Below are 23,897 nucleotides of genomic sequence, written 5' to 3'. Positions count from 1 at the left end.
TTCTGACCTTATTATACCCTAATTTTGCTCATATTTTAGATGCGTTTGCCCTGTCCAATTATATTGTATTACACGCAGAATTTCAAACTAATACTGATGTTAATATTCCCTTTAGAATGGCAGATTATCGTTTAAGAGTCCAAGGAACTCACTGGATTTGACCTCTTTTTACAGTCATACGGTATATCACTCACTTTACGCAAGTGACAAAATTAACTTGTTTTACATTTTAAAGCTAAAAGGCTTTTATAGCAAGCTTTTAATGACGATCACAATTTTTAAATAGTTTAAATGTACTGCGACTTTTCCTATCCTAGCACAATTTTAGTCAATTGCTAATTATTACAAGTCCGATCGCCTTTCTTGTCGGTTGGGTTGAGAGATGAAACCCAACATAATTCTTTAATTAACTGAATATTCCGTAAATTGTCGTTTAAAAGGAGGATGAAAACCAATAACAATATCTGATTTAGGAACACCCTGTTTAACTAATTCTTCTCCTATTTCTATTTCTGTTCCATTATGTTGAATCCATATTTTATCATTCTTAATATCTAAATGTAAAATACAACCATAAATCCAATTTTCATTTTTCCAACCTACATTGACAATTTGATAATGGTGTCTAATGGTGTCAAAAATTAATTCTGTTTCAATATCCTTATCTTGGCTAAACTGACCATACTCTTGCAAAATTTTTTGTATAGTAGAGCTATATTTTTCTAATTTATCCATTGCTCAATAATCTCCTCAGTTGGTTTATAAATAATCAGTTTTAATTTATAATTTTTCATGATTTTTTGAACAAATCGTGTTTGAAATAAAGAGTGGTAGGTATCATCAGGAATAGCTAAATACAAGGTTCTATCAGGTTCTGATTCTTGTAAGATAGTACGATAATTAATAAATTGACCTAGTGCAGTGTGAAATTCTGAAACTGCAGCCGTTTGAATGAAACTTTTAATTTCAACTGCTATTTTTTTGTTTTCTTTTTCAGCAGCTAACACTTTTTCAGCCCCCAAATCTATATACATTTTACCTAATTCATAATAAATTAGATAGGGATCATGAGTAATTTTCCAGCCATCCCTTTCCAGTGCATGAATAACAGCATGATGAAAAATATCTCTAGCGGGCATATTAGCCTTACAATATAGATAAATTTAGCTTTAGTCTAACACTATACCACAAAATTATCTGTCATACACGAAATTATCGTTAAGCGCAATCGCTGATGGGTGATATATTTGATTAATTACTTATGGTCAAAGTATCAAACAGGAGAGCAAAATTTATGAACAAAATTTTCGTTGATTAACTTGAACAAAAAATTGAAGCAGGAGAGTAAATGATTGATCTTTATTTTGATGCTTCAACTACTAGAGTGGGAAAATTTTATACAAAAATTTTTAGAAGAAAACATGGAATATTGAGAAAAAGCTGGCTTTTATAGATAGACTAATTGCCCCTATCCCTGTTACTACAAATTTAATCTTAGTGACCAATAACATTGACTGGTTTCAAGCTTTTAATGATTTAGTAATTGAAAATTGGATCATTGGATTTTTATTGAATATAGTAGTCAGTTTAAAGCAAAATACAAGGTTACTGATAATCTCTTAGTGTAGAGCATTTTAGCAGGTCTAAGCAGACAATATGGTTTATTATAGAAATAAGATGTTTTGATTTTTGTCGAGCTTCAATGGATACTCAAAATTTACCTAATAATTCAGCTAAAAGATTACTAGAAATTTTGTTAAAGATTAATTATGAAAGTTCTTCTTACGGTAGAATGATAAATTGTTCATTTTTGACAATTTTTTGTGAGGCTTTAGATGTTAAACAAACTTTAGAAATCTATTATTCAGAGTTGATAAAATTAGTTGAATTGATAGAAAATCTAGAAAATGATCTACAAAAATTACCACAGTTCAGAATAAATCTCTATGATGATTGTCTACAAAAAGCAAAAGAATCGATCTTATTGTCAAATCATAATATCCCGTGGCGTGATATTAATAGCAACTTAAAAGATCCCAATTCTTTAATGTTTAAAATGCTTTATAATTGTGCAATGGATTTAGGAGAACAAGCAGTTATCATTAATCAAGATCAACTAAATGAATTGAAGGAGAAGATATCACGTTTACTAGACAATATAATAGAATCTGATCTTAGTCAACCTTTAAAAAGTTTACTAAGAGAAAAATTAATTGAACTCAGAAAAGTTGTTGAAGATTATCAATTTTATGGTGCAGATGGTATTAGAAAAATTGCTGAAGAAAGTTTAGGCGCATTAATTATTAACAGCAGTGAAGTTAATGCAGAACCAGATAAGGAACCTGTTAAAGAATTTTTAAAACTATTGAAAGACATCCTAGATATTGCCACTAAAACAAAACAATTCTTACCTGAAGGGATTGGAGAAACATTAAAAAATCTTTTACCTCCTGGATCATAAGGCGTAAAAGATATAGCGTTTCTCGGACTCATAAGGTACACCTAACTCCTGCCTCAAAGCGATAGATAACATTTGTACCTCACAAATATGAGAAGTGCTATAAGTCTTATCAAACTGTCCAAGAACGATAAAAAAGTATAGATAATGATAGGTTAAGACGGATTGTTAGGTTCTTTGTTCTATAATAAATTATTCCCTTGATAATTAACTACTAGTTATTAATTGATAAAGGATTAGCTGGTTTTCCGGGATCGGGATATTTGAGAGAATTAGGATAGGGAGATTCTAAATTAGTTTCTCTCAATTCATCCACTTTTAAGAGGATCAAATATTCATAAAAAGCTTGTAAAGTACACCAGGCAAATCCTGCTTTACCGTCCAAAATTCCCCCTAAAATAAAATACATATAAAACCAACGAACCACGGGACGTAAAGGAATTCTTAAGGATAAATCTTTGAGGGCCCGTCTCCTTTCAACTTCAGTAGAACCAAAGAGGAGTTTTTTCCAACTTATACCCCCTTGTTCTAACTGATATAATGTCTCTTTAGCTTCATCCGTAGAATAACGATTGTGTTTTTCAATCCAACGACTTAACCCTTTACCACAGGTATAGTGAGGGTAAGTTTCTTTGAGAAAACCTACTGGCCCGCTATAAATTTCTCTTTCCGTATGGCCATAGTCTCCAAACCATACTTGGCCTTTTTCAAACAAGCGCATTTGATAACGAGGGTACTGGGTACTATGACGAATCCATTGACCCATAAACATGACCCGTTCTGCGACATAGTACCCGATCGCTTCTTTACTTGCAATACATTCCACACATTCGGTAAATAGTTCTGGGGTCATCCGTTCGTCTGCTTCTAAAATGTAGACCCATTCATTCTTAGCGGGAATGTTTTTGAGCATCCAAGTCCGCTGTTTACCGTGACTTTCAAATTCGTGTTGAACGATCTTCACGGGGTAATTAGAAGCGATTTCAATGGTGCGATCTCTACTGTAGGAGTCAACGACAATCACATCGTCGGATAAATTAATTACGGACTCAATGCACTCGGCGATATCGACTTGTTCGTTATAGGTAAGAATATAGACGGAGATCATTAATCTTTAAAACTATTTTAAGGTTATGGTTAAAATTTAAAAGTTTTTCTTCTATCAGCTAGTTTATCAAGAGAATTGAAGTTTGTCCTTAATGTCTCCTAATTTGTAACATTCTCTTCCTAAATCGCTATAAAATAAATCTTAAGATACAGTATGGAGAGGTTTTTGTGGCACTATATGCGGACTTACATCGCCATTTGGGGGGATCAGTGGTTCCTCGGATTCTCTGGCGATATTTCAAGCGTCATAACCCGGATATGGCGCAACGGTTTCCTGAATACCCTAACTTTGAGGAATTTTATACCCGCAAACGAAACACCCTGGATGAATATTTAGAACTTCATACTTTGGTGGAAAGCGTACAAAGGGAACAAACACTCCCCTACTTTATTTATCGTCTAATTCGTGGGGCTTATATTTTTGAGAATTTGGCTTATTTAGAGTTACGTTATACCCCCTATCTTCGCACTCCAGAACATTTTAATCAATCGCAAAGAATCGAGGCAATGACTAATATTGTCGAGATAGTGGGTAAAGCTAGTCAAGTAAAAGAATATCCCATTATTATTAGCCAAATTCTTTGTATGCACTCTCGTTTGCCTTACGAAGTGAATAAGGCAATTGTCGATTTAGCTGCACAAATGGGAGACTATGTTTGTGCTATTGATGTTGCTGGGGGTGATTCCCATTATAAGGAACGGTTGGACGAGTTCATTGGTCTGTATAAATACGCTCGATCCCTTGGCTTAAAAACCACTGGTCATGTTTACGAAACCATCGATGGTTGCTACCCTGAGTTATTACCCTATTTAATGAGAATTGGTCACGGTATCCAAATTCCTTTAAAATACCCCGAATTACTGCCCCAATTAGCCCAAGCTAATCAATGTTTAGAAGTCTGTCCTACTACTTATTTAAAGACAGGAACTCTAGAAGATTTGTCTGAGTTGAAAACTGTTTTTGATAGTTGTTTTGAGGCAGGAGTAGATATTGCTATTTGTACGGATAATGCTGGACTTAATAATGTTCGACTACCTTTTGAATTCGAGAATCTTTTAACTCAAGATGTAATCGATTTTCATCAGTTACAAGCTTGTCAAGATGCGGCTTTTCGCCATGCTTTTGCTTGGCCTTATCAGGAACCTCCGGCTTCTTTATTAATTGATTTACTGAAGGACAACTCTTCAGAAGAAGAACAGGAATTATTATCGGTCTGATTCCTCATGTAGAGATGTTTGCTTAAACGTCTCTACTTTGTGATGTTAATATTTATTTAATGGTAAGACAAGTGGTTAAATTTATAATTTAAAGTATCAAGTTGCTTATAGTAATTATTGTGTAATGAATCAGAAATCATTAATTAAAATTGTATTCCATTCCGCTATTGTTGCTACTGTTTTAACTCGAGCTTCTCTGAGTTATGGCTTGAGTTTTGTTGACGAGCGTAGTGAATTAGGAGCTAATGATCAATTGGATTGGTCTAGTTTACCATTTCCTCCTTTTGTTCCGCCAGTCGGTCCGCCAGTTGGTCCTCCCTCTTTTCTTCCTTCTTCTTTTCCTATTAGTTCTGACAGAGGTTTAGGTATAACAATTTCTTTTCCTGAACCAGAGCCGGGAATTACTCAACCGTTGTATTTTCAAACCAGAGATGATAATATTCCCACTAATTATGCCCCCAATGACTTTATCCTTTTTTCTGGGTTGATGTTTCCTGCAATGACATTCCCCGCCCCAGGAAATCCTGGTCCGTTAACCATTACTTTTGACAGTCCAATTTTAGGGTTTGGTTCTCAATTAACAGTGGATGATATCTTCTCATTTGTAGGAAAAATAGAAGCATTTGATATTAATAATGTCTCATTAGGTGAGTTTAGTTTACCAGGAACTTCCTCTACAGAATTAGATAATTCTGCTCAGTTTTATGGAGTAATTAATGATGTTCCTAATATTTCAAAAATTACTTTTAGTACAGATATTGATAATAGTGGGATCGGGGTTAATTTTTTAAGTATTGTTACCGTCCCAGAACCTTCTTTATGGATGGGATTACTATTTATGGCTGGTTGTGGATTAATTTCCAAAAAGAACAAAAAATCTTTCTAGTTTTCAGTTATGTAAGTTATAATACAAATGGCTTTTGAAATAGAAGTAACTTGCAACTTAAAAAAAATCTTCAGTCCTATGAAATTTCCTTTGCAATTTGTTTATGATTGGTATCGTAATGCAATCCGTCATCCCCAATATCGTTGGTGGATAATTTTGGGTACATTAGTTTATTTTGTCAGTCCTTTTGATATTTCTCCTGATGTTTTTCCTATTGCTGGTCAACTTGATGATTTTGTATTAATCACTCTATTAATAACAGAAGTATTTCAAATGATAGTGGAAAAAATACAAAATCCTTCCCAAGTTACTGTAGAAGATTCTCCAGAAGGGGAAACAGTAGAGGTTAATGCAGTTCCCGTGGATGAAACTTCAAACTAAAATAAACCAATCAAAATTATGAGTGATTCTGCAATCATATTGTTGGTAGATGATGAACCTAGCGTTAGAGAATCGGTGCAAGCTTATTTAGAGTATAGCGATGGTTTGACTGTTAAAGTTGCTAATGATGCAACCAATGCTTGGAACATATTGGAGTCTATCATTCCTGATGTCATAATTTCTGATATTATGATGCCAGAGATGGACGGTTATCAGTTCTTAGAAAAGCTACGAGAGGATTCCCGTTTTCAAGGAATACCTGTTATTTTCTTAACTGCTAGGGGAATGACTTCGGATCGCATTAAAGGTTATAATGTGGGTTGTGATGCTTATTTACCTAAACCTTTTGATCCCGAAGAATTAGAAGCAATTGTCAAAAATTTATTAGAACGTCGGAAAGTTGACGAAAAAGTCTCTCATGACTCGGCAAAATTGGAAGAAATTGCCCGAGAAATTCGAGAATTGAAAGAACAATTAGGCCAACAACAAAACAATTTAACCACTACACCACCTCCCATAAAAATTGATTTAACCCCCAGAGAACAAAGCGTATTAGACTTAGTTGCTGAGGGTTTAATGAATAAAGAAATTGCTGCTCGTTTAGAAACAAGTGTGAGAAATGTTGAAAAATATGTTAGTCGTTTGTTCAGTAAAACAGGAACAAACAGTCGGACAGAATTGGTACGTTTTGCTCTGAAACATGGATTAACCGAATAATTTACGTTAGTTTCTCGAAGGAAATTTATCAGCAAAATTGATGGGAAACTTCTTTGCATAAGCATCTATTATCCCCTCAAAAAAGACTTAACTGCAAACTGAGGTTACCATACCTCTTCTTCTTCTCTGGTTAACCAACCATCGGTCAAAGTAAATTTACTAAACAAGAAAGAGTCAGGAACCTGATACTGTTCATGACTCTCGATTAATTCTATACAATTTAATACAACAGTTAATATAAATTCGGGTATTTCTTCAATGCTTTGAATAATTTGTTGCTTTTTAATCATACTTAATGTCCTAATTCGTCAATGGTCGCAATTACTAACAGAGGCATTTTCAAGACCCTGCTTTAGTTGTTTATTGCGCTTTTTAAGTTGCCTTAACCTAGCGGATGCTATGCGGCCTTTGCTATTACGCCGATTCATTTTACGGGGGGATTCCCATGATTTTATTTGCATAATTTTCCCCTTTTTTTGCACTCTATTCCATTATATCTCAAAGAACTAAATATGTACTATAAGTAATGTCAAAGTTTGATGGCCTTTATTAAATATCCCGTTTTAATCGTTCTAGTTCATCATTCAATTCCCAGTTTTGAAACTCTGCTTCTAGGGGATCGTTAGCCTTATTATAGGTGTTGTAATTAATTGTTTTATTCCATCCTTTAGTATCATAATTAGTTTTAGCTTGGGCTGCTTGAGCTTCTTTCGCCTTAGTCTGTAATTCCCCCTTTCGCTGCCGAATTTGACTTAATAGGGTTTTCCCATTGCTAATTTGTTGTTTAGCAGCTTCCATTTGTCCCCACAATTGATTACCCTGACGCAACAGAGAAGCTTCTCTTTCTTGGGCCCTTTGAGCCAAATCAAAACGATTAGCTGCTTTAGCTTTTGCTACTCGTTTGTGCCAACTTTGTATCTCTTCAGCCAAAGATAAAATCTCAGACTCGAGGTGTTTTTTTTGAGTTTCCTTTTCTAAAATCAGCTTCAAAGCCTCTTCTTCTTGCTCTTTCAATTGTTCTAAGAGAGCTTGTAATTCTAAATGAGGGTTACTCTTCAGAAATTCTTCTAAACGTGTTTCTAAAAAACGACTGAAATCATCAAAAATACTCATATAGCAACTAAGAAATTCTAAATTTTCAACTAAAAAGCCTGTCCAACTTCAACATATTTAGTCTGACCGTTATGATAGATAATGGCTTTTTGGTTTTGTACTCCCATCAGGATACCACCACTACTACCAACCGCTTCCCCGATTTCAAAACGGCGACTAATACCATTGAAAGTAAAAATAGCAGTTGATTGTTGTCCAGACTCCAAAACTCCCACTAACTGATGGCTATTATTTGATGGTAGTTGGTTGTTTGTCGCAATTTCTGGGGGTACAGGAATAGTATTTTGACGAGGAGTGGGGGGAACAACCCCAGATGGTTGAGAAGGGAGAGAAGGGGGTTCTAAAGAAGGAGAGATTGAGGTAGGGGTTGAGGTGGACTGGTTAGGAGGATACATTGGCACATAAATCCGTTCTATAACCTTTTCTGGGGGTGGGGGTGCAGGGGGTTGAATAGCTACAGTAGAGGGGTTTTTATCTTTAGGGTTGATTAGGGTTTTAGGGGTGGGGGGTTGGTTAATAACGTTTAAAGATTGTTGTAAATAAGCAATGAACTGAGCATCGTTAGGATCGAGATTTGAAGCTACTGTTTCGGGTGGTTCTTCCTCAGATAGATGATAAAATCCCCACATCAAGGCTAATAAAAAATAAACACCAGCAAATGCAAACATCGTTTTATCGAGATGCTTTGGAATCTGGCGATCGCTCTGAGGTGAATTCACAGTCTTGGTTCCCCACTCAATAGATTGTAATTGTTGTCATTATAATATCAACCCAAGGGAAGGTTGAGTCTTCCTAAAGTGGTTAAGCTGAGAAAAATACTCTTGAGAATTGTGTTAATTTCACTCAGGCTTTCGGGAATGTTATCAGTATAGCTCTTTACTCTCGATAAACTGTGATGAGTAATGTTTCAGAAGTCCGACACCTGTTAGTAATCGCCGACCAAAAGTCTAGACGTATTGTCCCTTTAACAGACGATACTTATTCTATTGGTCGAGATCCTTATAGTAATATTTTGTTATACGATCGCCAAGTATCTAGGCATCATGCCACATTGATAAAGATTGATGATACTGAAAATGACCGACCTTGTTACCGTATTATTGATGGTAATCTACAGGGAAAAAAAAGCACTAATGGCATCGCTGTCAATGGTAAACATTGCCTATCTCATGATTTAGCTCCAGGAGATTTAATTCGTTTTGGCAATCAATCTCAAGCCAATTATCATATTATTGCTGATTCTGCCGAACTGTCTTTACTAAAAGATCCAGACTCTAGCGATAAAGATATTAAAGCCCCTTTTCCCTTAGAAGAATTATTGTCTGAAAATAATATTGCCTCTCTTGATGAAATTTTCTTAGAAGATGAGGGTGCGAATGAGGAGCAACCTCAAACTACGGCATTTAGTAAGCAGGGACAAAATCCAAGTTTACAATCCTCAAAAAATCAAGTATCTTTAGCTGATTCTAATCCTAACCCCATTATAGAAGTTGATTTTCAAGGACAGATAACCTATCTCAACGCCGCTGCTAAAATTAAATTTCCTGACCTAACTAAACTACAGGCTTTGCATCCTATTTTACAGAATCTTATTGGTGATAGAACTCCAAAAGAAGGAACTTCTTTTGTTAGAGAAGTAGAAGTTGAACAAAGTTTTTTTGAACAACACATTCACTATTTAAAAGAAAGCGAATGTCTAAGAAGTTATTTATTTGAGATTACAAAATATCGTAAAAGAGAACTTAAGTTAACTGTTGGAAAAGACCGCTATCGTTTCTTTTTTGAGCAAAGTAGAGAAGGGATTTTAGTTATTAATCCAGACACAAAGCACATTATAGAAACCAATCAGGCTTATTGTAGATTATTGGGATATAGTAGTGCTGAAATAATCGGTTGTAATCTTTATCAATTATTAGAAATAGAACGAGATAGTTTTAATGAAACGTTAGAACAAATTACACCAGAGAATTCTTATATTATTCGAGAGTCTTTTCATCGCCATCAAAATGGTTCATTATTAGCAGTTGCCGGAGAAATTAATCTGACAACCTATCAAGGACAAGAAGTTTTATGCTTAATTGTTCGCGATATTCGTGACCGAAAACAAACAGAAGAAGAATTGGAGTATCAACTCCTTCATGATCCCCTTACTAATTTACCCAATCGAGAATTATTTAAGCAACAATTGGGAATAGGTTTAGCCCATGCACAACGCCATGAACACTTATTGGCAGTTATATTTATTGATATTGATTCCTTTGCCCATATTAATAATACTTTGGGTCATTCTTTAGGGGATAAAGTATTACAAAGTTTTGCAGAAAGATTAAGTTCTTGTATTCGTGCCGGAGATATGGTAACTCGTTGGGGGAGTGATGAATTTGCTTTATTACTACCTCAAATTAAGAACACAGAAGATACCGTTAAATTAGCGCGGCGTATTTTTGATACCTTACAACGTCCCTTTATTTTTAACGAACATCGTTTACAAATTAAATGTAGTATTGGTATTGCTATTTATCCTCAAGATGGAACCGATGCAGAAGGGTTGTTAAAAAATGCAGACACGGCTTTATATCGCACCAAAGAAACAGGAAAAAATCACTATCAATTTTATAGTCCCCATTTAACCGCAGAAGCAGAAATGTTATTGCGTTTAGAAAATCTCCTTCATCAAGCTTTAGAGAAAAAACAATTTTTTCTTCAGTATCAACCACAATTACAATATAAAACCGGAAAAATTGTGGGCATGGAAGCATTATTGCGTTGGGAAAATCCAGCTTTTGGCGTAATTATGCCCCAAAAATTCTTACCTTTAGCTGCCAAAACTAATCTTATTTTACATTTGAGTAAATGGGTTCTAAAAACCGCTTGTGAACAAAATTTGTCTTGGCAAAAAGATCATTTACCTCCCATTCCTGTGACAGTTAATCTATCTGCAAGAGAATTTCAACAACCCCATTTAGCTACTGTGGTAGCTAGTGTTCTCAATGAAACGGGACTCGATCCTCAATGGTTGGAACTAGAAATAACCGAGTTAACCCTACGACAAAATCTCCATTTAGCCAGGAAAACTTTACAAGACTTGCAAAATTTAGGGGTTCGTATTGCTTTGGATGATTTCGGTTGCGGTTTTTCTTCTTTAGGATATCTCAAACAATTTTCATTCCGCACCCTAAAACTTCATCAAAACTTCATCCGAGACTTACGAGGAACTCCTGAAGAGTTGGGCTTAATTTCTGCTGTTTTAGCCATTGGGAAGGGCTTTAATATGCGTGTTGTTGCTGAGGGAGTAGAAACTGCCGAGCAACTGAAAATCTTGGAAAATCTTGATTGTAGCGAGATTCAAGGCTATTGGTTTAGTCGTCCTTTACCCACAAAAGAAGCCACACAACTCCTCAGTAAAATTGCTAGAAATGATGATATAAATTCTGCCAATTTTATGTCTTTACCGATGATAGGTAGTTAGTTTCTAGACATTTCTGGGAACAATAGAAATAACCCTTGTTTGTGTATTTTTGATGAACAGCCTATCATCCTTTCGTCATATTCTTGTTATTGAGGATCAAAAAGCCCGACGTATTGTTGCTTTAGAAGAAGCAAGCTATAGTGTTGGACGAGAAGCTAGTAATGATATCGTTATTTATGAACAAGTTGTTTCCCGTCGCCATGCCACTATTGTGAGAGTTAGACTTACACCCCGATTAGATAATTATTCTTATCGAATTATTGACGGAGATTTAGAAGGGAATCGTAGTACCAATGGGTTATTAGTTAATGGAAAGTTAAAAGAATCTCATAATTTAAAACACGGTGATACAGTTATTTTAGGACCAAAAGCTAAGGTTAGTTATTATATTATTTCTACAGCTTTAGAAATTGATTTATTTAATCCTCTTGATCCAGGACAATTAGAAGAAGAAGAAAATGCTGTTCTGGAAACCATGATCGCTGATGATAATAATAAGTCAACTTTAATTAATGAGGAGAGTTTGCAAGGACGTAATCGCGATGATTTAATTAGGCTGGCTTCTTTTCCTGAATTAAGCCCTAATCCTATTATTGAGATGGATTTTGCAGGTAATTTAACTTATCTAAATCCAGCTGCCGGGATTAAGTTTAAAACCATCACTCAAGATAAATTAAAACATCCGATTTTAAGTGGATTACTTTCAGAAGTTCATAATATACAAGGCAATTTATTATTAAGAGAGGTGATGATTGGGGCGGACATTTTTGAACAGTATGTTCATTATTTGTCAGAACATCAACTTATCAGGAGTTATTTATTCGATATTACTGCAAGAAAACAAGCCGAAAAAAACTTAGAATATCAAGCTTTTTATGATTCTCTGACTGATTTACCAAATCGTAACTATTTCGATGAAAAATTAGAATTTGCTCTAGTTAGAGCCAGAAAAAATAGGGATTTAATGGCTTTGTTTTTTCTTGATCTAGATTCTTTCAAAAATATTAATGATAGCTTGGGGCATAAAATTGGAGATCAATTACTACAAAGTTTTGCTAGACGTTTGAGTTGTTGTGTGAGAAATAATGATATTGTTTCTCGTTGGGTGGGAGATGAATTTACTCTATTATTACCTAAAATTAATAGTCCAGAAGATACAATTAATCTAGCCCAACGTATTATCGAAGATTTGAAAAAACCCTTTGAAATTTCAGGGCATAAATTATATGTTAAAACTAGCATCGGAATTGCTATTTATCCCCAAGACGGTGAAGATACAGAAACTTTATTAAAAAATGCCGATGCCGCCTTATATAGAGCTAAAGAAAGAGGGAGAAATCATTATCGTTTTTATAGTTCTACTATGACTTCTAAAGCTTCTTTACTATTAAAATTAGAGAACCTTTTACATGAAGCTTTGCAAGAAGAAACTTTTTCTTTACATTATCAACCACAATTAAATTTGAGTCGCAACAAAATTAGCGGAATGGAGGCACTTTTTCGGTGGTATCATCCCGAATTGGGCCATGTTTCTCCAGCTAGACTCATTCCCTTAATTGAAAACACAGACCTTATTCTCCCTATTAGTATTTGGGTATTAAAAACAGCTTGTTTACAAAATAAAGCCTGGCAGAAACGAGGTTTACCCTCTATTCCCATTGCAGTTAATCTCTCCACCAAACAGTTTCAACAACCCAATTTAGTAGATATTGTTGGTCAAGTTTTGGAAGATACCAGTTTAGAACCTCATCTTTTAGACTTAGAAATTACCGAAACTTCTATGATAGATGATATTGATTTTGCTCACGAAACTTTAACTAACTTACGAGGATTAGGAGTTCAAATTTCCCTAGATGATTTTGGAACAGGATATTCTTCTTTGGGATATTTACAAAGGTTTCCTATCACGACTCTAAAAATAGATCAATCTTTCATTCAAACTATAGAAGATAATCCTCGAAATACAGCGATCATCTCTGCTATAATTGCCCTAGGGCAAAGCTTCGATCTTAGGGTCATAGCCGAAGGGGTAGAAACTTCACAGCAGCTAGAACTTTTACAAAAACTAAACTGCAAAGAGATTCAAGGATTTTGGTTTAGTTGTCCCCTCAAACCTACCGATGCAACTGCACTTTTAAGTCAGGTGTAAAAGTGAATTTGAGCTAAAAACACAGCTTCAAGCGGACACAAAGAGTTAAACTTGAATTAAAGTGGAGATGATTAAACGATGGATTACAACAAAAAAAAAATAGGAAATCGTTACGTCTTGGTTCTTGAAGATAGTAACTCTCGTCGCACCATTTCCTTAGAAGAATCTAACTATTCTCTAGGCCGACATTCCAGTAATTCTATTGTTATCCATTCTAAACAGGTTTCGCGGAAACACGCCACTTTAATTAAAAAATTTAATGAGAGAACAAATCAAGATTCTTTCTGGATTATAGACGGGGATTTGAAAGGTAGAAAAAGTCAAAATGGTATTTTTGTCAATGGGGAAAAATGCGCATCTCATGAACTAAAAGATGGAGATTTAATTAATTTTGGTTGCGAGGTAAATGCCAGCTATCATGCTGTTTCTCCTGCTACAATATCAGAAAGTTTTATTGATTACGATCATTCTCAACAAATAGAAATAGATAAATCCATTTCTCCATCCATCAATAAAGCTCTAAAGTTACATATAGATAACGCTGAACAAAACGCTCCTTTTCTTTTACCAAAATACCCGTCAAAAGATGCAGTAAATGATGATACTTTCCAAGAAGAATCTTATATAGATCCGATCACAGGATTACCTAATCGTATTCTTTTTAATGAATACGTTTCTATTGCAGTAACTAATGCTAAGCGACACAATCACTGTTTAGCAATTTTTCTAACAGATATTGAAAGTTTTTGTGAAGTTAATAATGACCTTGGTTATAACATTGGAGATCGTTTTTTACAAGCGATCGCAAAAAGATTAAAAGATTGTGTAAGAACAGGAGACATTGTTTCTCGTTGGGGAGGAGATGAGTTTGCCATCTTATTACCTCATATTAAACAGGAAGACAATCTGTATAAAATTACTCAACGAATTATTAAAGAGCTAAAATACTCTTTTACTGTAGAAGACCATACTAGATGCTTGGTAATTAATTTAGGGATGGCTATTTATCCCAGAAACGGACAAGTTTCTCAAGACCTTTTAAACTATGCAGAAACTCAACTTAGTTACCATAAAAAAACAGGTAATCATAATATTCTCAGAGATAATTTAGGTCAAAAAAATGACTCTTTCTCGCAGATTGAAAAGCAATTAGATCAAGCTATAAAGAAACAAGAACTGTGTCTGTATTATCAACCTCAATTAAACAGTCATAGCAAAAAAATAGAAGCAATGGAAGCGTTTATTCGTTGGAATCATCCAGAATATGGTTTAATTCCTCCTCAAGAATTTTTACCCTGGGTAGAAAAAACAGATTTAGTTGTACCACTAACTCGCTGGATATTAGAAAAAGCTTGCACACAAAACAAAGCATGGCAAACTAATGAGTTACCTAATGTTTCAGTATCTGTAAATTTATCGATGGCGCAGTTTCATCATCCTCAATTAGTAGATATCATCGATGAAGTTTTAACGTCTATGCAACTTGATCCCAAATGGCTAGAAATAGAAGTTACTGAAGCAATTGTTTTGAAAGATATTAGGTTGGCCTATCAGGTTTTAAAGGAACTAAAAAATCTGGGGGTTAGGGTTTGTTTAGACGATTTTGGCATTGGATATGCTGCGGTTAGCAATTTACATAAAATACCTTTTGATACCATAAAACTTGACGTTTCTTTAATCAGAGAAATGGATAACAATCCCGAAAATACTACCTTAATTTCTGCCCTTATTGCTTTAGGAGAAAGTTTTGAAATGAGAGTGGTTGCCGAAGGGGTAGAAACCCAACACCAACTGAATACCCTACATAATTTAAACTGTAGAGTCATGCAAGGTTATTACTTGAGTAAACCTCTTTCCGTTGAAGAAGCTACCCAATTTTTGGCCTTTCATCATTTACAACAGTTTGATTTTATGGAAAAACAACAATAATTCTTGCCACTAATGACATTGATCTAAAAATAGTCCTCGACTTTCTAGTATAATCTAATCTGTTTCAAAGCAAATATTTTAATAACAAGAGGCAATCTAGATGGCACTGCCAAGCTGTTCCTTATGGATGTTCGTAGCTCGTACAGATGTTTCGTTTATGATGCACACCATTCCTCACTTAGTCAGAATGAACAATTTTCCTTTTGAGGAGAAGGTTTTGGTTATAGATACTGCCCCATTAACTGGGGATAAAGCGGGTCGTCCTGGAATCGGAACTATGCAGCAACTTCGAGAATATACGCAACAACTCCTTGAGGATAATATTATAGATAGGATTGTCGATATTAATTATGATCCCAATTATCGTCAGCAAGTTTACCAAAAGCACTTTGGTACCCCCCTTCGTTGCACTCATAACTACAAAGGATATCCAATCTTAGGGTCTATTTTTAAAATTAACGAATGCAAAAGCGACTATGTGCTTCACTTCGACAGCGATATGCTACTACACCAACAACCAGATTACGATTGGATTACAGATGGTGTTGAACTGATGCGACAGTATCCTGAGATGATGTTTGTCAGACCGTTAACAGGACCACCAACCGAAGATGGAACTATTTACCAAAGTAGACCATGCGAAAAAGAATTAGACAAATTTTACAAGTCTAAATTTTTTGGAAGTCGAGTGTATTTAGTTAATTGTAAAGACTTCGATCTCTTACTACCTATACCCGCTATTTGGCGTTCCTATAAACAGAAGTTTCTGAATCAATTGTCAGTACCTCTAAAAAATGTTCTCAATCAGATTACGGGTAAGGGGAAATTAGATTCTTGGGAAATTATGGTATCGAAGAAATTAGAAGAAACTAAATATTTTAGAGGAACTTTAATGAACCCTAAAGCATGGACTTTACATCCTAAAGATCGAAGTCCAGCATTTATAGAAGCTTTACCTAAAATTATTGAAAAAATTGAAGCCGGAGACTATCCTTCCCAACAAGCTGGTTATTACGACTTAATTTCTGAGTTATGGTTCTAGATTAATTTTAGTTAAACTTTTTGCCTTTTTTGCTCTATTCTGATGACAATTATTTTTGCTATAAAGTAATAATAGAAATCCACTCCTTGTAATCGGAATCCCTATTTTCAGTAATTCGTGATAATTTCTCTTTTAATTGTTCAGTAATGGGACGATTTTCAGGGAATTTGAAGGTTTCTATTTGTTTAACTGGGGCAATTTTCGCAGCAGTACCGCATAAAAAGACCTCATCAGCAATTAGTAATTCTGATTTATCAATAGGCCGTTCAATGGTAGGAATGCCTAACTTTTTAGCTAGGGTCAAAACACTGTCCCTTGTAATTCCTTCTAGGATATCTTGTTCAAATCCAGGGGTGATTAAGTTACCGTTTCTGACGATAAAAACGTTCATCCCTGTCGCTTCACAAACCTTCCCTTGAGAATTCATTAAAATAGCCTCATCAAACCCCGATTCTACCGCCTCTGTTTTAGCTAAAGCAGAAGTAATGTAAGCGGCACTAATTTTTCCTCTTAATGGGAAACTACGGTCTTCTTGACGAGTCCAGGAACTAATACGACAACTAATACCATCGGGGGAAAGGTAGTCTCCCATTTCTAAACCATAGACAAAAAAGTTTTTTTCAATGTTGTGCAGTCTTGGAGCAATTCCTAGTCCTGAACTGTAAACCAAAGGGCGAATATAAAAGGATTCAGTAGGCTTATTTTTCTTGACAAAATCGATAATTATCTGTTGTAGTTTCTCTGGGGATAATTGGTAATGGAGAAACTTGGCACTTTGAGACAAACGTTGGCAATGACGATCTAAACGGAAGAGTAGAATTTGCTGAGGGTTCTCAGGATTAGGTATTCCACGCATTCCACCAAAAGCAGCCGTCCCATAGTGTAGAGCATGGGTTGCTATAGAAATCTTAGCGTTTTCAAAAGGGACAAACTGATTCTCAAAATAAGCAATTGGCAGAAAATTGTGCATCTGATATTCCTTTATCTTCCCGTGGCTTTAGATAGTCTTTTATCCAAGATTCCCATTATAACCTTAAACTTGTGCAATATTTCCGTTAAATTTTCCCTAGCCAACCTCTTAAATTTTCCTCCTGAACGGGTGAAGGATTTTGTATTTCAACTACCTCGTATCCACGGGGTTGAGGTTTCCCGAGAGTAACGGAAAGGGTTTTCAATTCATCTTGGTGGAAAACCGTAACTGAAATAATTTCCTCCGCTTGATGATCTTTAAGACGTTCGTTTAACTGCTCCGCTGTTACCCGTATTCCATTGATAGCTAGTAATTCGTCTTCTGGGTCAATTCCCTCCAGAGAAGCAGGTGATCCTTTCTCAACAAATTTAATAATTTCTTTATTGTTTTCGGATTTTATTCTAATACCTAAATAGGGAATACTATCTTCTTCCATAATCGGTTTAAGCTGCAAACCAAAGGGGTTTAAATACTTGTTAAATGGTAACTCTTCTGTACTATCAACATATAAATTGAAGAAACTTTGTAGATCCATATCTGCCACAGATTCAATCACCCGTTGTAGTTGATGGGGCGTAAAACCAGTTTCAGATTTTCCGTATTGTTCCCACATTTGAACCATAACGTTATCTAAAGAGCGTTTATTTTGATGTTTAGCCCGAATTAATAAGTCTAAGAGAAGGGAAACTAATTCCCCTTTTAAATAGTAGGAGATTTGGCAGTTATCGCTGTTGTTATCCCGTCGATATAGTTTAATCCAAGCATCAAAACTAGATTCGCTTAGGGGTTGGACTTGGCGACCAGGAGTCATTAAAAAACGAGTTATGTCTTTTCCTAAAAGCTCTAGAAACTTTTTAGCATCGTAAATCTGCGCGCGCAAGGGAATAACCATATCATAATAACTTGTGGTTCCCTCAGAAAACCACAAGGAAGGAGTATAGTTTTCCCGTTCATAATCGAAGGTTTCTAGTGCTTTTGGTCTAATACGTTTTACATTCCATAAATGCAAAAATTCGTGAGCTACTAATTGTATAAAGCGATTGTATCTTTCTGTATCTCTAAAGTAGAAACGGGAATAGATTAAAGAACAAGAATTTTTGTGTTCTAAACCGCCAAAATTGTTATGGGTAAGATGGAGGATAAATAAGTAATCATCGTAGGGTAGTCCTCCGAATAAATTAGCTTCTGTCTCGATAATTTTTTTGGTATCTTCTATAAGTTTATTGGGCTGAATATTCCCAGTTCCCCAAACAGCGTATTGGTGAGGTTTTCCTAACACTTCAAAGGAATAAATTGCATGGGTTCCGATTTCAAAAGGACTATCAACTAATGTATCAAAATCTTTAGCATAGAATTGATTGACCTTTCCAGGAATCTCCGGCAAAGGGGTGCTAACTTCCCAACTAGGGTGCGGGGTAATGATTTCAACATTGATAGGGACTGTTTCTAGTTCTGGAATAAAATAAAATAAAGCGGCACCGTTAAAATATCCGTGAGTATCGTCTAAATGGTTGGTTCTAACGGTTAACTCGTTAGCAAAAACCCGATAAGTAATTAAAATATTATCAACTTCTTTTGTTTCTACTCTCCAGTGATTTTTGCTCACCTTTTGACTCAGAAGTCTTGTTTGTTTGTTTTTGGAAACCGCTTTAAAATTTTGAATGTGTCGAGCGTATTCTCTGACTAAATAGGAACCCGGTGTCCATACTGGCATTTTTAAGTTGAGAACGGAATCTGACCAATGTTCAATTTGAAACCCCACCTCGAACAGATGAGAAGCCGGGTGAGTCATTTTTACGAAGTAAGTTAAGCTAGGCAGGGGATGATTTAGTTTTTTGGACTCAGTAATGGTTGATTTAATCATTCTTAAATTTGTTTAGCAAAATGGTTTAGCTGTTTAAGATTGGTTAAGAACAAAATTTGACGGGAAGAATCGCTTTCTAAGCAACCTTGATGTTCTAATTGAGTGATAATTTGCTCGCACTCATTGAAAGAAATATCAGCCACATCAGCTAAGTCTTGGTGAGGTATTTGTAAAATTTCGGCTCCTTCTTCAATCAATTTACCATAGGTTTCTGCTAACTTAATTAAAGTTTTAATCAACTTAATTTTTGGGGTTTGTTGATGGAGTTGGAAGCGACGATATAGATGGCGGAATCTCCTGACGCTGAGTTGCAACATTTTGTGATGAACCTGGGTATCTTTCAAGAGCATCTGCAGAAAACGTTGAGCAGAAATACTTAGTAATTGAACTTCGGATAGGGCAATTACAGAAATGTGTTTGAGAGACTCATCTAAGACCTCCATTTCCCCAAAAAAATCCCCTTTCCCAAGAATTTCTAATACCGTTTCCTGGCTATTATAGTGAGAGCGTACTTTGACCCAACCCGAAACAACAAAGTAAACTGCCTTCCCCCAATCATCCTCTTTTATGATTTCTTCATTCTGACCATAATTTTCTTCATCGACCACAGACAGTATCCATTCTAAGGTTTCGGGATTCGCTACACTAAACAACGGGAATAGCTCGACAACTGTTTGAGTTTCCATTAAAGGGGCTTCAGGACGGCACTGAATAAGAGATGAAGGAGCATCAATGTCTTGACTTTTCCTTCTGGTTCAACTATTTCTTCTAATCATAAACCCCACACACCCTATAAGTCTAGGTTTGTGTAGTTTTATTGGGTCTACTTCAACGGCAGTTGATCCCTACTCCGCGCCTCCGAACTCAGACTACCCTTTAGAGGCAGTATCAAAACGTAAATAAGCCTCGATAAACTCATCTAAAGACCCATCCATAATCCCAATAATATCGGTTGTTTCTACATTAGTTCGTAAATCTTTCACCATTTGATAGGGGTGAAAAACATAATTGCGAATTTGGGTCCCCCAGGCTGCTTCTACGATATCACCTCTAATTTCGGCAATTTCTTGCGCCCTTTGTTCCTGGGCAATAACCAACAATTTTGCTTTCAATAAAGCCAGGGCTTTTTCTTTATTTTGCAGTTGGGAACGTTCTTGGGTACAACGGACTGCAATACCCGTAGGAAGGTGGACAATGCGTACTGCTGTTTCTACTTTATTAACATTTTGTCCTCCCTTTCCCCCAGAACGAGACGTAGTGATTTCTAAATCTTTATCAGGAATTTCTACCTTGAGATCCTCCTCTTCTAAAGCCGGCATCACCTCTATTCCTGCGAAACTAGTTTGACGTTTGCCATTGGCATTGAAAGGAGAAATTCTCACCAGTCGATGGGTTCCTTTTTCTCCCTTGAGATAGCCAAACGCGTAACGGCCTTCTATTTCCAAGGTAGCGGATTTAATGCCCGCTTCCTCTCCTTCAGACAGTTCAGTTAAATTAACCTTATAGCCCTGTTGTTCCCCCCAACGGGTGTACATTCTCAGTAGCATCTGCGCCCAATCTTGAGCATCAGTACCGCCAGCACCGGCATTAATGGTTAATACTGCCCCTCTAGTATCATAAATCCCTGATAATAACTGCTGTAATTCCCAGCGATCGAGATTGTGGTTAAGTTGAACAATATTATCTTCCGCTTCTTGGCGTAAAGTGGAATCATCTTCTAATTCCAATAATTCAGCGATTGCTCTGGTATCTTCTAATTGATGACACCATTTTTGATACTGTTCTAATTGGGATTTGAGATCATTTAACTCTTGCAATGTTGATTGTGCCGTTTCGGGGACATCCCAAAACTGCGGTTGAGCAGCGGTATTTTCTAGGTTTTTAATAGCGGCTTTTAGTGCGGGCAAGTCAAAGATAGTCCTGGGTTTGCCCCAGGCGCGAGCCAATTAGTTCTATCTCCCGTCTCAGTTCTGTTGTTTCCATATACTCCTCAATTATCTAAAATCTAAAGTTATTGTTGCCCCCACCACCGCCCCCACCACCGAAGTTTCTATTAGGCAAACCGATGATAAAGTTACTAAAGCCTAAAACATCTCGAATAGGCTGGGTAATGACCCGAAAAGCCGACAGAATTTTACCTAGTAGGGTACGACTCACTACAATAACATCTTCATTTTGTAAGGTAACATATTGAGTCGAATCAAGATTTTGAACTGTCTTGATTGGGTTTAATCCCTGTGTTACCACTTTACCTTGCTCAGGGTCAAATCTAAGTAAAGTTACTTCCTCTCTGGTAACTAGAGGAATACTCGGAGGTAAAGAGGCTACCGCATCTAAAAAGGTACTACCATTGGGAAGTGTTAGATTCTGAATGCCTAAACCAAGTGGGTTAGTTGGCACCAAAACGCGCACGAGAATGGTGGGTTGTGCTAGGTTAGTTCTAGAAATCAGGGTTTGATCGTAGTTTTTTTGGGTTGGGTCTAACTTGGAAACAATAACCGTATCTCCACCCTGAAGGCGGAATTCTGGTAAGCGAGTCCCTTCGATCAATGGGGTGTATAAATCTACCCGTTCTTCTAGTACAGTGCCATCCACCAAAGGACGACGGATAATGACAGAACGTAAGTCAGCTTGGGGGGTACTCCCACCCACTCCAGTAATCACGTTATTTAAAGTAATTCCTGGGGCAAAGAAATAATATCCGGGACGGCTAATTTCCCCTAAAATAGTCAGCTGTACGGGACGAGCTCCAGACAACACAGCAATAACTTCTGGAGGTTCTTGTAAAAAACGCTGTCCTAGTTCGTAAGCTACTTTTGTTTGCACTTCATCAAGGGTTAACCCCACAATAGAGATTTCTCCCAAAAAAGGAACCCGAATTTGACCTTCAGGGTCGATCGCTCCGTTAAAACTAAACTCAGGGAAGTTAAGAACCGTAACATTAACTGTATCCCCAATGGCTAAACGATATAGATTAAATTGCTCAGAAGTTCTGACATCGAATAAAGGGGGTCTATCAACTCCTGGTAGAGTATCTTGGTCTCTGAAGGTACTGGGTGGAGATTGGGGAATCTCCAAAGTATCTACTTCTTGGGAAAAACTAGCTGGTATTGATAACCCTTGAAGGATACTCCACCCAACAATTCCTTGAGAAAAACTGTAAAAAAGTGAAGCTAATAAAGATAACTTCAATGGGTTTTTTGGGGTCTGTCCATGTCCCTTGATTGGATGTACCATTGTTTTCCTCACACCACACATATTATTCAGGTTCTAGTTTAAGATTAATTTTTCCAAATAACCACTAACTAGGGGGGTATTAAGCTTCTTTTTTTTTGATGCTATTTAACTTGATGTCTACCATAAGGCACAAGCAGTTCTTTGAACAACAATTTGACTAACTCAGTTCATTGTATTTTCAAACATGATTTGAGCTAGTCAGAAAAAACTATGTTATTTGACACTCCCTGTTATTGAGAATTTTATTATCCAACGCGTAAACTACCCCAGGTTGCTACGCTGAACCTGGGGTTTTCAGTAGCCCTAGACCATCGAATAAGTTAAGCTGGATGTATTGCACATCAGCGTTTAGCTTACAAGATAAGCCTGAACCTCCAGGGCGGTTTATAATCGCCCCCAATGCCTTTATATTTTGTGCGCCGTTGTAGTCTGCATCGCATTTATTACCGCAATTATTACAGGTAAATTTCTTGCCTTTTCTATCACCAATCACATGACATTTGTGACAGGTTTGCGATGTATATGCAGGGTTAACTGATATTAGTTTTATCCCTGCCAAAATACATTTATAAGTCAAAAATTGTCTTAATTGGTAGAACGCCCAATTATTACCTAAACGCTTATCTTTTTTGCTTCTAGGTTTTTTGTTAGTGCGCTCCCTAATACCTGTCAAATCTTCAATAGCAATAGCTTGTTTGTCAGTTACGGCATTATTAACTAACTGGTGTGATATTTCATGATTAATATGTTTCTGAAAGCGTTTTTCTTTCCCCGACAACCGTGCTAGTAACTGGCGACATCTACGCCGTGAGCTTCTAGTGCCTTTCGAGGCTTTTTTCTGAATAACTTCTCTCAGTTTTGCATAGTGATTGCGCTTATCTGTAACCTGTTTGCCTGACCATGATTCTCCTTCTGATGTTGTGCAAATATCGGTACGACCTAAATCACAACCCAATACTTTATCTGTTTCAGTCTCAGGTTGAGTAGGCTTATCTAATGTTATATGAATGTAATAATCACCATTTTTGCGTTTAACTAGAGTAGCTGCTTTTGGGTCTTTACCCTTTAGTAAACCGACTTGGTAATTGCCAATTAACAGCTTAATTCGTTGGCGACTATTTAATAGCTTTATGCTAACTGTCCAATCTTTTTCCCGAAAGCTGAATATTCTAGCATCGTAACTAATAGAAGTCAGACTAAACTCTTTGACTTTTCTACCTTTTTGTTTAGCCGTTTTTCGGTTAGCGCAAACCCTTCTAATAGCCTGAATTGCTAGGTTGGCTGATAATCCAAAATGAGTCCTAACGAAGCTTCTCAAAAAGTCTGGGGGGACTCGCCGAAAGTTAGGGGACAAAGA

The 23,897-nt window shown here is 36.3% G+C and carries 21 protein-coding genes; 9 read left to right on the top strand and 12 right to left on the bottom strand.

Translation table 11 applies throughout. The annotated features are described in order from the left end of the window. Positions 1-402 precede the first annotated feature (402 nt). Both P9B04_RS20040 and P9B04_RS20035 read right to left on the bottom strand, forming a co-directional pair. Positions 403-735, bottom strand: a complete 333-nt coding sequence (locus tag P9B04_RS20040) for a XisI protein (protein ID WP_342056741.1) — start codon at positions 733-735, stop codon at positions 403-405. Next, positions 723-1,139, bottom strand: coding sequence for an element excision factor XisH family protein (locus P9B04_RS20035; RefSeq protein ID WP_342056740.1), 417 nt, complete (start codon positions 1,137-1,139; stop codon positions 723-725). Before P9B04_RS20035 ends, P9B04_RS20040 begins: the two co-directional genes overlap by 13 nt. A 563-nt stretch (positions 1,140-1,702) precedes the next feature. Here P9B04_RS20035 and P9B04_RS20030 point away from each other — a divergent pair. Continuing rightward, a complete protein-coding gene (locus P9B04_RS20030) occupies positions 1,703-2,461 on the top strand; it encodes a hypothetical protein (protein WP_342056739.1) in 759 nt (252 codons plus the stop codon). 211 nt (positions 2,462-2,672) lie between these two features. Here the strand turns inward: P9B04_RS20030 and P9B04_RS20025 are convergent, their stop codons facing one another. Then, complete coding sequence (locus tag P9B04_RS20025) at positions 2,673-3,566, bottom strand: glycosyltransferase family 2 protein (protein ID WP_342056738.1); 894 nt, start codon at positions 3,564-3,566, stop codon at positions 2,673-2,675. A gap of 167 nt (positions 3,567-3,733) precedes the next feature. On the opposite strand from P9B04_RS20025, the gene P9B04_RS20020 reads away from it, so the two are divergent. The 4 genes from P9B04_RS20020 to P9B04_RS20005 all read left to right on the top strand — a co-directional run bounded on the left by P9B04_RS20020 (position 3,734) and on the right by P9B04_RS20005 (position 6,767). Beyond that, positions 3,734-4,783, top strand: a complete 1,050-nt coding sequence (locus tag P9B04_RS20020; RefSeq protein ID WP_342056737.1) for an adenosine deaminase — start codon at positions 3,734-3,736, stop codon at positions 4,781-4,783. 124 nt (positions 4,784-4,907) lie between these two features. After that, a complete protein-coding gene (locus P9B04_RS20015) occupies positions 4,908-5,669 on the top strand; it encodes a PEP-CTERM sorting domain-containing protein (protein ID WP_342056736.1) in 762 nt (253 codons plus the stop codon). A 78-nt stretch (positions 5,670-5,747) separates the two neighbouring features. Then, positions 5,748-6,050: a YkvA family protein gene (locus tag P9B04_RS20010; RefSeq protein ID WP_342056735.1), complete on the top strand. Its 303-nt coding sequence runs from the start codon at positions 5,748-5,750 to the stop codon at positions 6,048-6,050. An 18-nt stretch (positions 6,051-6,068) separates the two neighbouring features. Beyond that, positions 6,069-6,767, top strand: coding sequence for a response regulator transcription factor (locus P9B04_RS20005; RefSeq protein ID WP_342056734.1), 699 nt, complete (start codon positions 6,069-6,071; stop codon positions 6,765-6,767). Between the two features lie 104 nt (positions 6,768-6,871). Here the strand turns inward: P9B04_RS20005 and P9B04_RS20000 are convergent, their stop codons facing one another. The 3 genes from P9B04_RS20000 to P9B04_RS19990 form a co-directional block, all read right to left on the bottom strand. After that, positions 6,872-7,057 carry a hypothetical protein gene (locus tag P9B04_RS20000; protein ID WP_342056733.1) on the bottom strand — a complete coding sequence of 62 codons (186 nt, stop codon included), beginning with the start codon at positions 7,055-7,057 and terminating at the stop codon, positions 6,872-6,874. A gap of 259 nt (positions 7,058-7,316) precedes the next feature. Continuing rightward, positions 7,317-7,880, bottom strand: coding sequence for a TIGR04376 family protein (locus tag P9B04_RS19995; RefSeq protein WP_342056732.1), 564 nt, complete (start codon positions 7,878-7,880; stop codon positions 7,317-7,319). A 29-nt stretch (positions 7,881-7,909) separates the two neighbouring features. Next, entirely contained in the window at positions 7,910-8,599 is a 690-nt protein-coding gene (locus tag P9B04_RS19990; RefSeq protein ID WP_342056731.1) for a hypothetical protein, read from the bottom strand. 176 nt (positions 8,600-8,775) lie between these two features. Between P9B04_RS19990 and P9B04_RS19985 the strand changes: the two genes are divergently transcribed. From P9B04_RS19985 to P9B04_RS19970, 4 genes are all read left to right on the top strand, one after another. Beyond that, positions 8,776-11,349 (top strand): EAL domain-containing protein, encoded by a 2,574-nt coding sequence (locus P9B04_RS19985; RefSeq protein WP_342056730.1) that lies wholly within the window; start codon positions 8,776-8,778, stop codon positions 11,347-11,349. 52 nt (positions 11,350-11,401) lie between these two features. After that, positions 11,402-13,498: an EAL domain-containing protein gene (locus tag P9B04_RS19980; protein WP_342056729.1), complete on the top strand. Its 2,097-nt coding sequence runs from the start codon at positions 11,402-11,404 to the stop codon at positions 13,496-13,498. Positions 13,499-13,576: 78 nt separating this feature from the next. Beyond that, entirely contained in the window at positions 13,577-15,427 is a 1,851-nt protein-coding gene (locus P9B04_RS19975; protein ID WP_342056728.1) for an EAL domain-containing protein, read from the top strand. Positions 15,428-15,527: 100 nt separating this feature from the next. Next, entirely contained in the window at positions 15,528-16,469 is a 942-nt protein-coding gene (locus P9B04_RS19970; protein WP_342056727.1) for a hypothetical protein, read from the top strand. Positions 16,470-16,527: 58 nt separating this feature from the next. Here P9B04_RS19970 and P9B04_RS19965 read toward each other — a convergent pair whose 3' ends face one another. From P9B04_RS19965 to P9B04_RS19940, 6 genes are all read right to left on the bottom strand, one after another. Continuing rightward, positions 16,528-17,439 carry a branched-chain amino acid transaminase gene (locus P9B04_RS19965; protein WP_342056726.1) on the bottom strand — a complete coding sequence of 304 codons (912 nt, stop codon included), beginning with the start codon at positions 17,437-17,439 and terminating at the stop codon, positions 16,528-16,530. Positions 17,440-17,524: 85 nt separating this feature from the next. Beyond that, positions 17,525-19,303, bottom strand: a complete 1,779-nt coding sequence (locus P9B04_RS19960; protein WP_342056725.1) for a M61 family metallopeptidase — start codon at positions 19,301-19,303, stop codon at positions 17,525-17,527. A 2-nt stretch (positions 19,304-19,305) separates the two neighbouring features. Next, the gene (locus P9B04_RS19955) at positions 19,306-19,989 is read right to left on the bottom strand and encodes a Crp/Fnr family transcriptional regulator (protein ID WP_342056724.1); all 684 of its coding nucleotides are present in this window, start codon (positions 19,987-19,989) and stop codon (positions 19,306-19,308) included. A gap of 183 nt (positions 19,990-20,172) precedes the next feature. Continuing rightward, a protein-coding gene (gene prfB, locus P9B04_RS19950; RefSeq protein WP_342056723.1) for a peptide chain release factor 2 occupies positions 20,173-21,286 on the bottom strand; the annotation gives its coding sequence in 2 pieces (ribosomal slippage) (positions 20,173-21,213 and positions 21,215-21,286; 1,113 coding nt in all). 15 nt (positions 21,287-21,301) lie between these two features. Continuing rightward, positions 21,302-22,540 (bottom strand): polysaccharide biosynthesis/export family protein, encoded by a 1,239-nt coding sequence (locus P9B04_RS19945; protein ID WP_342056722.1) that lies wholly within the window; start codon positions 22,538-22,540, stop codon positions 21,302-21,304. Positions 22,541-22,814: 274 nt separating this feature from the next. Further along, on the bottom strand, positions 22,815-23,897 hold a 1,083-nt coding region (locus tag P9B04_RS19940), incomplete at its 5' end, for an RNA-guided endonuclease InsQ/TnpB family protein (RefSeq protein WP_342056721.1).

This window comes from Crocosphaera sp. Alani8, assembly GCF_038442745.1.
Taxonomy (GTDB): domain Bacteria; phylum Cyanobacteriota; class Cyanobacteriia; order Cyanobacteriales; family Microcystaceae; genus Crocosphaera.
This window is presented reverse-complemented; position numbering and strand designations above follow the sequence as displayed.

Bases quoted from the DNA above. Each gene is read 5' to 3' on its own strand.
- P9B04_RS20025 (WP_342056738.1), bottom strand. From the start codon at position 3,566: ATGATCTCCGTCTATATTCTTACCTATAACGAACAAGTCGATATCGCC.
- P9B04_RS19955 (WP_342056724.1), bottom strand. From the start codon at position 19,989: ATGGAAACTCAAACAGTTGTCGAGCTATTCCCGTTGTTTAGTGTAGCG.
- P9B04_RS19965 (WP_342056726.1), bottom strand. From the start codon at position 17,439: ATGCACAATTTTCTGCCAATTGCTTATTTTGAGAATCAGTTTGTCCCT.
- P9B04_RS20035 (WP_342056740.1), bottom strand. From the start codon at position 1,139: ATGCCCGCTAGAGATATTTTTCATCATGCTGTTATTCATGCACTGGAA.
- P9B04_RS19985 (WP_342056730.1), top strand. From the start codon at position 8,776: ATGAGTAATGTTTCAGAAGTCCGACACCTGTTAGTAATCGCCGACCAA.
- P9B04_RS19995 (WP_342056732.1), bottom strand. From the start codon at position 7,880: ATGAGTATTTTTGATGATTTCAGTCGTTTTTTAGAAACACGTTTAGAA.
- P9B04_RS19945 (WP_342056722.1), bottom strand. From the start codon at position 22,540: ATGGTACATCCAATCAAGGGACATGGACAGACCCCAAAAAACCCATTG.
- P9B04_RS20010 (WP_342056735.1), top strand. From the start codon at position 5,748: ATGAAATTTCCTTTGCAATTTGTTTATGATTGGTATCGTAATGCAATC.
- P9B04_RS20030 (WP_342056739.1), top strand. From the start codon at position 1,703: ATGGATACTCAAAATTTACCTAATAATTCAGCTAAAAGATTACTAGAA.
- P9B04_RS20015 (WP_342056736.1), top strand. From the start codon at position 4,908: ATGAATCAGAAATCATTAATTAAAATTGTATTCCATTCCGCTATTGTT.
- P9B04_RS20005 (WP_342056734.1), top strand. From the start codon at position 6,069: ATGAGTGATTCTGCAATCATATTGTTGGTAGATGATGAACCTAGCGTT.
- P9B04_RS19975 (WP_342056728.1), top strand. From the start codon at position 13,577: ATGGATTACAACAAAAAAAAAATAGGAAATCGTTACGTCTTGGTTCTT.
- P9B04_RS19960 (WP_342056725.1), bottom strand. From the start codon at position 19,303: ATGATTAAATCAACCATTACTGAGTCCAAAAAACTAAATCATCCCCTG.
- P9B04_RS20000 (WP_342056733.1), bottom strand. From the start codon at position 7,057: ATGATTAAAAAGCAACAAATTATTCAAAGCATTGAAGAAATACCCGAA.
- P9B04_RS20040 (WP_342056741.1), bottom strand. From the start codon at position 735: ATGGATAAATTAGAAAAATATAGCTCTACTATACAAAAAATTTTGCAA.
- P9B04_RS19980 (WP_342056729.1), top strand. From the start codon at position 11,402: ATGAACAGCCTATCATCCTTTCGTCATATTCTTGTTATTGAGGATCAA.
- P9B04_RS19970 (WP_342056727.1), top strand. From the start codon at position 15,528: ATGGCACTGCCAAGCTGTTCCTTATGGATGTTCGTAGCTCGTACAGAT.